Here is a 13,042-nt window from a genome sequence, read left to right as displayed (position 1 = left end):
ATTCAAATTTTCGAATTATCTAATTCATAAATTATCTAATTGAAAAGCCATGCCATTATATCATAAACTTGGAGATTTTCCGCAAAAAAGACACACCCAATTCGAAAAACCAAACGGAGGTTTTTATTACGAACAATTGTTTGGAACCGAAGGTTTTCATGGGCATTCGTCATTGTCGTATCATGTACACAGACCTACGCAGGTTAAAGAAATTTTAAACTCTTATTCGGTTGAACCAAAAATTGCAATCGGAAAAAACATAAAATCATTACTCTTTAAAGGTTTTGAATTAAAACCAGAAAACGACTTTTTGGACAGCCGAAAAGCAATGCTTGTCAATAAAGACTGCATTATCGGTTTGGCTGCGCCGAAAGAATCGCTTCGAAATTATTTCTACAAAAATGCCGATGCCGATGAAATGCTTTTCATTCACAGAGGAAAAGGGAAATTAAGAACCATGTTGGGAAATATTCCCTTTGAATATGGCGATTATCTAATTATTCCGCGAGGCATTATTTACCAAATTGATTTCGAAACAGAAGACAATAGACTTTTTTATGTAGAATCGTATTCTCCTTTTTATACGCCAAAACGTTATAAAAACCAATCAGGTCAGCATTTAGAACATTCTCCATTTTGTGAGCGTGATTTTATTTTACCGAACGAATTGGAAACGCATGACGAAAAAGGTGATTTTTTAATTAAAATCAAAAAAGAAGGAATGATGCACGAAGTGGTTTATGCCACACATCCATTTGACGTTGTGGGCTGGGATGGCTACAATTTTCCATACGGATTTTCAATTCACAATTTTGAACCTATAACTGGTCGTGTACACCAACCACCTCCAGTTCACCAAACTTTTGAAACAGCAACTTTTGTTGTTTGTTCATTCTGCCCAAGACTTTACGATTATCACCCAAAAGCGATTCCAGCGCCGTACAACCACAGCAATATCGATTCTGACGAAGTTCTATATTATGTTGATGGCGATTTTATGAGCCGTAACAATATCGAACAAGGTCACATCACTTTACACCCAAAAGGAATTCCGCACGGACCAGCGCCAGGCGCAATGGAACGCAGCATCGGTCACAAAGAAACTCAAGAATTAGCCGTTATGGTGGATACTTTCCGTCCATTAATGGTTACCGAAGAAGCTATGGGATTGGATGATGGTCAGTACTATAAATCTTGGACTGAGTAAATCCACTTTTCGATCTAACCGCAAAGTCCGCAAGGATTTTACGCAAAGATCGCTATGAAAAACTTTGCTCCCGATAGCAATCGGGATTGCGTTTTACCTTTGCGCTCTTTGCGGTTAAAAAAATAAACACAACACTAACACTTCGGTTTCAATCAATTAAACGATCAACCGATTAAACAAATAAACATCATGTCAAAAGAAGTAAAATCAGTAGAATACGGATTAGAGAAAATATTTGAAGGAGCACAAGATTTCCTTCCATTATTAGGAACAGATTATGTAGAATTCTATGTTGGAAATGCAAAACAATCTGCACATTATTATAAGACTGCTTTTGGTTATCAATCTTTAGCTTACGCGGGATTGGAAACTGGAGTAAAAGACAAAGCCTCTTATGTTTTAAAACAAGACAAAATAAGAATTGTGTTGACAACGCCTTTAACAGCAAATTCTCCAATCAACGAACATTTGAAAAAACATGGCGACGGAGTAAAAGTTGCGGCACTTTGGGTTGAAGATGCAACAAAATCTTACGAAGAAACTATGAAACGTGGCGCACGTTCTTTCATGGAACCGACTGTTGAAGAAGATGAATTTGGTCAAGTAGTTCGTTCTGGAATTTACACTTACGGAGAAACTGTTCACATTTTCGTAGAAAGAAAAAACTACAATGGGGTTTTCCTTCCAGGTTATAAGGAATGGAAATCTGACTACAATCCAGAACCAACTGGATTAAAATACATTGATCATATGGTTGGAAATGTAGGTTGGAATGAAATGAATACTTGGGTAAAATTCTACGAAGACGTTATGGGATTTGTAAACTTCTTATCTTTTGATGACAAACAAATTACTACAGAATATTCGGCTTTAATGAGTAAAGTAATGTCTAACGGAAACGGCAGAATTAAATTCCCAATTAATGAGCCAGCGGAAGGAAAGAAAAAATCTCAAATTGAAGAATATTTAGATTTCTATGGCGGACCTGGAATTCAGCATATTGCCATTGCAACAGATGACATTATTAAAACCGTATCGCAACTAAGAGCTCGTGGCGTTGAATTTTTATCAGCTCCTCCTCATACTTATTATGAAGCAATCCCAGAAAGATTGGGTGTTCACATGAATATGATGAAAGAAGATATAAATGAAATTGAAAAATTAGCCATTATGGTTGATGCCGATGAAGATGGTTATTTATTACAAATATTTACCAAACCAGTTCAGGACAGACCAACATTGTTTTTCGAAATTATCCAAAGAATGGGTGCAAAAGGATTCGGTGCAGGGAACTTTAAAGCTCTTTTTGAGTCAATAGAAAGAGAGCAAGAATTGAGAGGAACATTATAAAAACGCTGAATTTTTACATTATGCAGAAAAATTCTCTGTAAAACGTTGATTTTTATGCAAATGTTATGTTAAACTTGCCTTTTGCTATTTATTTTTTGAACTTTCTATATATCTTTGCACTCGCAAATCAAGAAGGGGTGGTTTCCTTCTGAATTGATATAAATTTCATAATTTATAGTTTTTTGGTTAGTTAATAGCATAAAAACTCAGTCATTCCTTGACTGAGTTTTTTTGTTTTGGTACATTTGGAATAGAATTTGCAATTATCCTCATAAATATTTGTAAAACAGTACTATGAAAAAATTCATCCTCACTATATTCATCCTCACAGCCTTTAGTTTTGACTCACAAAAAGAAGACGCTTTCGATACGGGAGAGTTTTTTAAGTTCCGAATTCATTACGGAATCATAAACGCCGGATACGCGACACTTGAAGTAAAAGATGCAACAATAAACAACAAAAAAGTCTATCATGCGGTGGGTAAAGGTTACACAACCGGAATGTCAAAGTTTTTCTTCAAAGTAGAAGATTTGTACGAAAGTTATTTTGACAAAGAAACGGGAAGCCCTTATCGTTATGTTCGTAAAATTGACGAAGGCGGTTATACCAAAAATCAAGAAGGTTTTTTTAATCAAGCTGAAAATCGGGTTTTAGTAAAAGATTACAAACGAAAATCTGAAAAAACCATTGTAACCACTGACAATGTGCAAGATATCGTTTCTTCGTTTTACTTTTTAAGAAACCATCCAAATATTGACAAATTAAAATCTGGAGAAGCCATCACAATCGACATGTTTTTTGATGATGAAATCACAAAATTTAAGTTAAAATATATAGGCCGTCAAGATATTACGACTAAATTTGGAACCGTTTCTACGATGGTTTTCAGGCCTCTTGTGCAAACCGGAAGAGTTTTTAAAGAACAAGAAAGCTTAACACTTTGGATAACAGACGACGACAATAAAGTTCCAATCAGAATTAAAGCAGAACTTGCGGTTGGATCACTGAAAGCAGATCTTGATGAATATAAAGGATTAAAAAATCCATTTAAAGCAAAAAAATAATGAACCTTACTGATCATTCTGAATCAATTTTAAACGAAATTGATCAAAAATTCCAAGCTATAAATCAAAAAACTGAGGTTCAGTTAGAAGGATTGCTTTGGTCTAAACCAATTACATACTGGGATTACATTCAAACCGATGCACTTTTAAATCTACAAATACAACGTACCACACTTCCTGACGAAATGGTTTTTATTATGTACCATCAAGTCAATGAATTGATTTTCAAAATGATTTTGTGGGAAATTGATCAAATTGCTGAAACTGAAAACATTCAAGTTGAATTTTTCAGCGAAAGACTTTCAAGAATCACCCGATATTTTGACATGCTGACGAATTCATTCAGCATTATGGAAAACGGAATGGACGTTGATCAATATATGAAGTTCAGAAATACGCTTACACCTGCAAGCGGTTTCCAGAGTGCACAATATAGAATGATCGAATTTGCATCAACAGATGTCATCAATTTAACAGACAGAAGATACAAAGCAAATTTTGACGAAAACACCGATTTAGAAACAAGTTTCGAACATTTATATTGGCAAGCTGCCGGAAAAGATTATCAAACTGGCGAAAAATCATATTTGCTAAATGAATTTGAGAAAAAATACAAAGAGCAGTTTTTAAGACAAATGTCATCGTTTAAGACAAAAAACCTTTGGCAAAAATTTATTCAATTGCCTCTTGAAGATCAACAAAACGCAGAATTAGTTGATGCAATGCGTCATTATGACAAAACAGTAAACATTACGTGGGTAATGCAACACCTTAATACTGCACGAAAATACATTTTAGAAAGCGGAAAAGGCAACGGAGAAGCGACTGGAGGAAGTGATTGGCAAAAATATATGCATCCAAAATACCAAAGACGCATCTTTTTTCCTAAATTGTGGACCGAAGAAGAATTGTCCAATTGGGGAAATGAATAATCCAAAATTTACTTTCCCAGAAAAATTTAAAAAGTTTGAAAAAAGCAGTCGTAATTTTAATAGTCTTGTTTTCTGTTTTCTCTTGTAACAAAAAAGAGGAAGTAGTTGAAAACAAAATTACCAAACCTAAAACCAAAAAAGTAGAATTCGGATTTAATTACGCAGACTTTAATGTTGTAAATGACACTATCTCAAAAGGAGATTCTTTTGGATCAATTGTTCAAAGTCAAAATATTGGCGACAAAAAAGTATTTGACATTGTGGAGCAAGTCAAAGATTCTTTTAATGTTAGAACCATTCGCTACGGCAAACCTTTTACATTGCTTCGCGCAAAAAACAAAACCAACAATCTTGAGGTTTTCATTTATCAGCCAGACGCGCTAACTTATTATGTTGTTGATTTGAGAGACAGCATTGCAAAAGCATATAAAAAAATAAAACCGGTAACTCTAAAAAGAAAAATTATTGGTGGTGTCCTAAAAAGCTCTTTATCTGAAACTTTAGGAAACGAAAGTGTCGAAACTGCTTTGGCGAGTCGAATCACAAAAGTTTTTTCATGGTCAATTGACTTCTTCAAACTTAAAAAAGGCGATCGCTACGGATTAATTTTCACAGAAAGATTCATCAACGGAAAAACATATGACGGAGTTGAAGAACTTGAAGCGGCATTTTTTGAATATAAAGGAAAAATCGTTTATGCTTTTCCTTTTGAAAAAGACACACTTTCTGGAAAAGTGGAATATTATGATGATCAAGGACGAACGCTTAAAAACTTTTTCTTAAAAACTCCGATTAAGTTCAGCCGAATCACTTCACGATTTACCATGAATCGTTTTCACCCGGTTCAACATACTTGGAAAGCGCATAAAGGAACCGATTATGCTGCTCCAACCGGAACACCAATTTCTACGACTGCATCTGGAGTTGTGGAAGCTACTGGATATACCGCAGGAAACGGAAACTTTGTAAAAGTAAAACACAACGGAACCTACTCTACTCAATATTTACACATGTCTAAAATCTTGGTTCGTCGCGGGCAGCGCGTTACGCAAGGACAAACTATTGGATTAGTTGGAAGTACAGGTTTAGCTTCTGGGCCTCACGTTTGTTATCGTTTTTGGAAAAACGGCGTTCAAGTTGATGCGCTTCGTTTGAATTTACCAACCGGAGAATCCTTGACTGGAAATGACAAAACTCGTTTTGCCAAACAAATAGAGCCTTTGAAAAGAGAATTGGATAGCATTGGCAATCTGTAAATAACCCCATTTTGAAATCATTTTGAATTGAAATCATGAAAAATGAACGTTTACGAACCCTTTACAATGAAACTTTTTCTGGCTTAAAATTATTTTACAGGGACACTAATCTTTCTGAAAACTTAATTTTAAATTATAAAGTCGGACAGATCATCCAAGAAAAAGGTTTTACCGATATGAGTTCGCTTAGCGGAGGAATCTCAGGAAATCTTCGATATTTAATTGCAAGTTCTCACGCAAAGGATTTGTCAAAATTCAATCCTGATTCAGCAAAAATTGGTCATTTTCTTTTAGATTCAATTGCTTATTTCAAAGTATTGGACATTCAAAAAATTGAGGACAAAACACAAATTTTTCTTTTAAATATTCCAGACAATTCGATTTCGCTTTTCAAAAATTCATCTTCAAATTTAGAAGAAGAAATTATAGAAAAAGCGCAAAAACGCTTTCGCGAAAAAATCGATGCCGTCTTAATTCCAGAATTACAAACCGAAGAATGGAAAGAAAGAACCAAACTTCCACTCGGAATGGACGAGAACGGAATATTATTTTTTGATGATTCTAAAATCAAAATTGAATCGCCAAAAAGAATTGATGTTGATATAACCAAGAAAATTATAGCGATTAACAAAAAACCTTGGTGGAAATTTTGGTAAAACCCGATTTTCATCTTTTGAACTAACCAACCCCAAAACATACCTCTAAAAATGACCGAACATTTTATCACTTTCAAAAAGTTTCCGACTCGAATTCAAGCCAAAGAACTTGAAATATTATTAGCAGAAAATAATATAAAATCGGTTTTAGGGGACAATATTGCTCCAGTTGACATTACTTTTCAGGAAGCACTTTGCAAAATCAATACGAAATAAAGATTGATCCAATTAATTTTGAAAAGGCAGAAGCAATTTTGGAAAAAGCGACTGAAAATATTCTGACGGAAGTGGATAGCGATTATTATCTTTTAAGTTTTTCAGATGATGAACTTTATGATGTTCTTTTAAAATCAGATGAATGGAACGTTTTTGATTATAAACTAGCTCAAAAAATTTTAAAAGAAAGAGGCAAAAACATTGATTCTGAAATGTTGGCATTTTTAAAAAAAGAGCGTCTGCAAACTTTGGCAAAACCAGAAGAACCTCAAAAATCTTGGATCAATATTGGCTACATATTCTCCTTTTTAGGAGGCGCATTGGGAATCGTAATTGGCTACCTTCTTTGGACTTCCAAAAAAACATTGCCAAACGGCCAACGCATTTATTCTTATAATGAAGCCGATCGAAAACACGGAAAAACCATCTTTATTATAGGAGCGATCGTTTTTCCAGTGGCACTTTTAATCAGAATTTTAAGTGCAGATAAATTATAAGAATCTTAAATCGCATTGATGTTGACATATCAAAGAAAATCATCTCAATCAATAAAAAGCCTTGGTGAAAAATATGGTAAACTAAACTTCAACAAATAGAATTTAAATGAAAAAAATAATCATTCTATTGCTTCTTTTCAATCTGATCTCTTGCAAAAAAGAAATCGAAAAAACTGAGCCAAAAGAAATAAATATAAAACCTCAGACTCAAAAACTTTCATTTGATGAGCAATTAGAAGCGATTAAAAAAGGAACATCGAAAGATTCAATTTTGTCAAATGATATTCAATTTATTAATGATTCTATTCTTAAAGGAAAATTTAAATTAGACATTTCAAAGTATGAAGCAGAAAGCAAAAAGAAAGAATGTTTTCCAATTAGACTCCCAAAAAAAATGTTTAATGAATTTTACAACGAAGGTTTCAACAATTTAGGCGATTTAAATGGAGATAAAAAAGACGACTTCGTATTTGTTCTCCATGCTTTGAATTATTGCGAAGAAGGTGACTCTTACTATTTTACAGACAACTCTATTACAAGAATCCTAACCGATTCTAATTGTTGCCATTCATCAAACATTCTAAATATTGGCGATATTGATGAAGATGGACAAGCAGAAATTGCCGAATATTATTCGTCTTGCGCAAGCAGATTTAAATCCATTACAATTTACAGCTTAAAAAACAACAAATGGAAAGAAATAAAAACTATTCCATTTGCTCTAAATGATGAATATTACATTGATAGAGACTTTAAAAAATTATTTAAAAAAATATCCAAAAACAATTTAAAATATTTTGAGATAAGTGATATTGATGCCGAAGGAAAAATAATTGCTTCGTGGAAGAAACTAAAAATAGAATAAAGTTTTCTATAAATATCCTATAAAACGTTTTCGTAACTAATTGTTATATAATCGTGAACCATTAAGGTATTACAAGTTATTTCAGTATTTTTGTGTTTCTAAAAAAAACAAACCACATAATAAAATACAAATGGCTTTAAACACTACAAACCCAACTGGGACTGAGGCGTGGAAAAATCTGCAAAACCACTATAATGCAATTCACGAAACTACGATACAAGAATTATTTCAACAAGACAATGCTCGTGCTGAAAAATTCAACTTGCAATGGAATGACTTTTTAGTTGATTATTCAAAAAATAATATTTCACAAGAAACGCTTTCTCTTTTATTAGAATTAGCAAATTCTATCGGTTTAAAAAATGCAATTGCTGATTATTTTGGAGGAGAATTAATCAATAAAACAGAAAATCGCGCTGTTTTGCATACAGCATTGCGCGCACCAGAATCGGCAATTATTACTGTTGATGGAGAAAACGTAATTCCAGAAGTTTACGAAGTAAAAAATAAAATCAAAAACTTTACGAACGAAGTAATTACGGGAGAAAGAAAAGGATACACTGGAAAAGCTTTTACTGATATTGTAAATATCGGAATTGGAGGCTCTGATCTTGGACCTGTTATGGCTGTTGAAGCTTTGCAGTTTTACAAAAATCATTTGAATTTGTATTTCGTTTCAAACGTTGACGGTGATCACGTAAACGAAATCATCAAAAAACTGAATCCAGAAACGACTTTATTTCTAATTGTTTCTAAAACTTTTACAACTCAGGAAACACTTTCAAACTCTGAAACTATTAAAGAATGGTTTTTGAAATCAGCTTCTCAAGAAGATATCGCAAAACATTTTGTGGCAGTTTCAACAAACATTCAAAAAGTAACTGAATTCGGAATCAATCCTGACAATGTTTTCCCAATGTGGGACTGGGTTGGAGGAAGATTTTCTCTTTGGAGTGCTGTTGGTTTGAGTATTGCTTTAGCAATTGGTTTTGATAATTACAACCAATTATTAGTTGGAGCTCATGATATGGACAACCATTTCATATCGGCAGAATTTGACCAAAACATCCCAGTGATTCTAGCTTTGTTGAGCGTTTGGTACAATAATTTTTATGGTGCAGAAAGCGAAGCTTTAATTCCGTACACACAATATTTATCAAAATTGGCTCCTTACTTGCAACAAGCCACTATGGAAAGTAACGGAAAAAGTGTAGGTCGCGACGGAAAACCAGTTAATTACCAAACAGGAACAATTATTTGGGGAGAGCCAGGAACAAATTCGCAACATGCCTTCTTCCAATTAATTCACCAAGGAACAAAAAGAATCCCTACAGATTTCATTGGATTTGTAAAACCACTTTACGGAAACCAAGATCATCATGATAAATTGATGTCAAACTTCTTCGCACAGACTGAAGCTTTGATGAATGGAAAAACTCCAGCTCAAGTTCAAGCTGAATTTGACAAACAAGGACTTTCTGCAGAAAAGGCATCTTATTTATTGCCTTTTAAAGTTTTCACAGGAAACAAACCGACTAATACAATCTTGATTGACAAACTTACCCCAAAAAGTTTAGGATCATTAATTGCATTATATGAGCACAAAATTTTTGTTCAAGGAATCATCTGGAACATATTCAGTTTTGACCAATGGGGAGTAGAATTAGGAAAACAGTTAGCAAATTCAATCTTAGACGAAATAAATTCTAAAACTGTTAAGAGCCACGATAGCTCGACGACATTTTTATTGAATCACTTTTTGAAAAACAAATAATTCACAATTTTATAACAAACTGGAACGCCTTGATTTAATGAAAATTAAGGCGTTTTTTCGTATAAAAGAGCACAAAAACAATCAAAAAAGGATGTGTTTTGCAAGTTTCCCGCTACACGATTACGAAATTCCTTGCCGTTTTAACAAAAAACACTATTCTAAATTAAAAAAAACGTTATTTTTTTTAATGAAAAAAGAAAAAATCATTTTAATGCGCAGCAGAAAACGTAAAACTAATTTTTCTTAACATTTTGATAACATTATCTGATTTTATTGTTATAATTTTGCCAAAAACAATAAACTAAATAACAAATGAAGAAAATGAAAAATTGGTTACTTACTGGACTATTTTTTATGATAGTTTCAACCGTATTTTCTCAAGGAAAAGTTACTGGTACAGTTACCGACGGATCGGGCTCATTACCAGGAGCAAACGTAGCGATTAAAGGAACGTCTACAGCTACTTCAACTGATTTTGATGGTAAATTTACCCTTAATGCATCAGGTTCAGGAGAGATCGTTGTATCTTTCTTAGGTTACGACAGTAAAACTGTAAAATTTACAGTAACAAATGGATCAACTACAAATTTGGGAGAGATTGTTTTAACATCTAACTCAAATGAATTAAGCGAAATTGTAGTAAAAAGCACTGTAATTGACGTTGCTAAAGACAGAAAAACTCCGGTTGCTGTATCTACAATTAAAGCTGCTGAAATTCAGCAAAAACTTGGAACTCAAGAGTTTCCAGAGATCTTAAAAAACACTCCTTCAGTTTATGCAACTAAATCAGGTGGTGGTTTTGGAGATGCTAGAGTTAACATTCGTGGTTTCAACCAAAACAACATCGCTGTTATGATTAACGGTATGCCAGTTAACGACATGGAAAATGGTTCTGTTTACTGGAGTAACTGGGCTGGTTTATCAGATGTTGCATCTGTTATTCAAGTTCAAAGAGGTTTAGGAGCTTCTAAACTTGCTACACCTTCTGTTGGAGGAACAATCAACGTAATCACTAGAACTTCTGACAGAAAAGAAGGAGGATCTTTCTCTTCTGGATTTGGAAATGCTAGAAACTTCAAAATTCAAGGTTCATACAGTACAGGAAAATTAAGCAATGGATTTTCTGCATCTATTTTGTTATCTCAAACAATGGGAGATGGATACATCCAAGGTACACAATTTGAAGGATCAAATTACTTCGCTGCTTTAGGATATACTACTAAAAACAACAAACACGATATTCAGTTAACTGTAACTGGTGCTCCACAATGGCACAACCAAAGATCTACTGCATCAACAATTGCAACTTACCAACAGTATGGAACTAAAGAAGATCCAAACACAAGATACAATGCTGATACAGGATATTTGAATGGTGAAGAATACAACATCAGAAAAAACTACTACCACAAACCAATCGCATCTCTTAACTGGGATTACGCAATCAACGAGACTACAAAACTTTCTACAGTATTGTACGCTTCTTGGGGACGTGGTGCTGGAGCTAGTGCAACTGGAGGTATCAAAGGAAAAGCATACAATGACTTATTGGCTTTTAGAAGACCTGACGGTTTAGTAGACTACGATAAAATCTACGCTTACAACTCAGGAAAAACTGTTACAATTGGAGGTCTTACTGGTCCTCAGACAAGAACACAAATTGGAGGAGTTTACCAAAACAGTGCTTATTTCAGTGGATCTAATGCTGATTACAACGCAAGTACTTCTACAAATACATCAGGTATTTCTCAAACTTCATCTATCAACTCTCATGACTGGTATGGTGCTGTAATCAACTTAAACAAAAAACTATCTAATACTTTAACTTTAGATTTCGGTTTTGACGGAAGAACTTACAAAGGATACCACTATACAGTTTTAAATGACCTATTAGGTGGTGGAGAGTATTTCGATAATACTATCGCTGATTTAAAACCAAACGGAAGACACCTTACTACAACTTACAATACAAATGTTCAATGGAATCCTTTCCAAGACAAAAACTATGAAAAAATTGCTTTCAATAGTACAGGTAACGTAAAATGGTACGGTTTATTTACTCAATTGGAGTACTCTAAAGATAACTTAAGTGCTTTTGTACAAGGAGCTATCTCTAATCAAGGTTACAAAAGAGAAGATGATTTCGTATACAAAACAGGAGATCCATTAAGATCAACTCCATACGAAAATGTATTAGGAGGAAACGTTAAAGCAGGTACAAACTATAACATCAACGAAAAACACAATGTTTTTGTTAATGCTGGTTACTACTCAAAACAACCTTTCTTTAACTCAGTTTACCCTAACAACAGATCTACAGTCAACCCTAACTTAACTAACGAGAAAATCTTAGGATTTGAAGCTGGTTACGGATTCCGTTCTAAATACTTTACTGCAAACGTAAACCTTTACAACACAAACTGGGATGACAGATACTTAAGAGGTAACGCTCTTCCAGCTAACGCAGTTCCTGGTCTTCCTGCTAACACAACTTATACAGAGTATGTAGGTCTTAACGAGGTTCACTCAGGATTTGAATTTGAAGGTAGTTCAAACATTACTGACAAATTAAAAATTACAGGTATGTTCTCTTACGGAATCTGGGAATACAAAGGAAATGCTACTGTAAATGCTTATTATACAGCTGACAACACTCCAGTTGCTGGATACACTGCAACTCAAATCTATATGGATGGAGTAAAAGTTGGTGACGCAGCTCAAATGACAGCATCTTTAGGAGCTTCTTACGAAGTTTTAACAAGATTCTTTTTAGATGCTAACTTCAACTATAATGACAATTTATATGCTGGAATCAACCCAATTAACTTTACTTCTCCAACAAACAAAGGTTCATTACAATTACCTGCTTATGGTTTAGTAGATGCTGGTTGGTCATACAAAATGTTAGTTGGTGAAAACAAAGACAAATCTGTAAACTTCAGATTAAACATCAACAACGTATTTGACAGAACTTACATCGCTGAGTCTAGAACAAACATTTTCGCTGATGATAATGTAAGCTCAACAAACCCAGCTTTAGGAACTTATGCTTCTAATAACAGATTATACAAAGGAGTAGCTGATGCTAACCAAGTATTCTTTGGATTCGGAAGAACTTGGAACTTCTCATTACGTTATGATTTCTAAAATTTAGAATCTTAATAAATAATAAAAACGGCATTGACTTTTAGTTTAATGCCGTTTTTTTATACCCTTTTTTGCTA

Annotated in this window: 11 protein-coding genes; all 11 read left to right on the top strand. The window is 33.9% G+C overall.

The genetic code is table 11. The features are described 5' to 3' along the window. The first annotated feature begins 49 nt into the window (after window positions 1-49). Window positions 50-1,207 carry a homogentisate 1,2-dioxygenase gene (locus tag AAYQ19_RS18075; RefSeq protein ID WP_160783022.1) on the top strand — a complete coding sequence of 386 codons (1,158 nt, stop codon included), beginning with the start codon at window positions 50-52 and terminating at the stop codon, window positions 1,205-1,207. Between the two features lie 189 nt (window positions 1,208-1,396). Continuing rightward, window positions 1,397-2,557 (top strand): 4-hydroxyphenylpyruvate dioxygenase, encoded by a 1,161-nt coding sequence (gene hppD, locus AAYQ19_RS18070; protein WP_343538194.1) that lies wholly within the window; start codon window positions 1,397-1,399, stop codon window positions 2,555-2,557. Between the two features lie 294 nt (window positions 2,558-2,851). Then, window positions 2,852-3,622, top strand: a complete 771-nt coding sequence (locus AAYQ19_RS18065) for a DUF3108 domain-containing protein (RefSeq protein WP_343538193.1) — start codon at window positions 2,852-2,854, stop codon at window positions 3,620-3,622. Further along, window positions 3,622-4,554 (top strand): tryptophan 2,3-dioxygenase family protein, encoded by a 933-nt coding sequence (locus tag AAYQ19_RS18060; RefSeq protein ID WP_343538192.1) that lies wholly within the window; start codon window positions 3,622-3,624, stop codon window positions 4,552-4,554. Before AAYQ19_RS18065 ends, AAYQ19_RS18060 begins: the two co-directional genes overlap by 1 nt. Window positions 4,555-4,589: 35 nt before the next feature. Further along, window positions 4,590-5,810, top strand: a complete 1,221-nt coding sequence (locus tag AAYQ19_RS18055) for a M23 family metallopeptidase (protein WP_343538190.1) — start codon at window positions 4,590-4,592, stop codon at window positions 5,808-5,810. A 35-nt stretch (window positions 5,811-5,845) separates the two neighbouring features. Next, on the top strand, window positions 5,846-6,466 hold the full coding sequence (locus AAYQ19_RS18050; RefSeq protein WP_343538188.1) for a hypothetical protein: 621 nt from the start codon (window positions 5,846-5,848) through the stop codon (window positions 6,464-6,466). 51 nt (window positions 6,467-6,517) lie between these two features. Continuing rightward, complete coding sequence (locus AAYQ19_RS18045) at window positions 6,518-6,682, top strand: hypothetical protein (RefSeq protein WP_343538185.1); 165 nt, start codon at window positions 6,518-6,520, stop codon at window positions 6,680-6,682. After that, entirely contained in the window at window positions 6,661-7,179 is a 519-nt protein-coding gene (locus AAYQ19_RS18040; RefSeq protein ID WP_343538183.1) for a hypothetical protein, read from the top strand. Before AAYQ19_RS18045 ends, AAYQ19_RS18040 begins: the two co-directional genes overlap by 22 nt. A 106-nt stretch (window positions 7,180-7,285) precedes the next feature. Further along, entirely contained in the window at window positions 7,286-8,044 is a 759-nt protein-coding gene (locus tag AAYQ19_RS18035; protein ID WP_343538181.1) for a hypothetical protein, read from the top strand. A 130-nt stretch (window positions 8,045-8,174) separates the two neighbouring features. Beyond that, window positions 8,175-9,818 (top strand): glucose-6-phosphate isomerase, encoded by a 1,644-nt coding sequence (gene pgi, locus AAYQ19_RS18030; RefSeq protein ID WP_343538179.1) that lies wholly within the window; start codon window positions 8,175-8,177, stop codon window positions 9,816-9,818. A 312-nt stretch (window positions 9,819-10,130) separates the two neighbouring features. After that, window positions 10,131-12,965, top strand: coding sequence for a TonB-dependent receptor (locus AAYQ19_RS18025; protein ID WP_343538177.1), 2,835 nt, complete (start codon window positions 10,131-10,133; stop codon window positions 12,963-12,965). Window positions 12,966-13,042: the final 77 nt, after the last annotated feature.

This window comes from Flavobacterium mesophilum, assembly GCF_039581405.1.
Classification (GTDB): domain Bacteria; phylum Bacteroidota; class Bacteroidia; order Flavobacteriales; family Flavobacteriaceae; genus Flavobacterium.
The sequence above is the reverse complement of the archived record's forward strand: the minus strand, read 5'-3'. Positions and strand labels throughout refer to the sequence as shown.

What these genes read in the sequence shown, in the direction of transcription:
- AAYQ19_RS18075 (WP_160783022.1), top strand. Translation starts at nt 50, where the DNA reads ATGCCATTATATCATAAACTTGGAGATTTTCCGCAAAAAAGACACACC.
- hppD (WP_343538194.1), top strand. Translation starts at nt 1,397, where the DNA reads ATGTCAAAAGAAGTAAAATCAGTAGAATACGGATTAGAGAAAATATTT.
- AAYQ19_RS18065 (WP_343538193.1), top strand. Translation starts at nt 2,852, where the DNA reads ATGAAAAAATTCATCCTCACTATATTCATCCTCACAGCCTTTAGTTTT.
- AAYQ19_RS18060 (WP_343538192.1), top strand. Translation starts at nt 3,622, where the DNA reads ATGAACCTTACTGATCATTCTGAATCAATTTTAAACGAAATTGATCAA.
- AAYQ19_RS18050 (WP_343538188.1), top strand. Translation starts at nt 5,846, where the DNA reads ATGAAAAATGAACGTTTACGAACCCTTTACAATGAAACTTTTTCTGGC.
- AAYQ19_RS18045 (WP_343538185.1), top strand. Translation starts at nt 6,518, where the DNA reads ATGACCGAACATTTTATCACTTTCAAAAAGTTTCCGACTCGAATTCAA.
- AAYQ19_RS18035 (WP_343538181.1), top strand. Translation starts at nt 7,286, where the DNA reads ATGAAAAAAATAATCATTCTATTGCTTCTTTTCAATCTGATCTCTTGC.
- pgi (WP_343538179.1), top strand. Translation starts at nt 8,175, where the DNA reads ATGGCTTTAAACACTACAAACCCAACTGGGACTGAGGCGTGGAAAAAT.
- AAYQ19_RS18025 (WP_343538177.1), top strand. Translation starts at nt 10,131, where the DNA reads ATGAAGAAAATGAAAAATTGGTTACTTACTGGACTATTTTTTATGATA.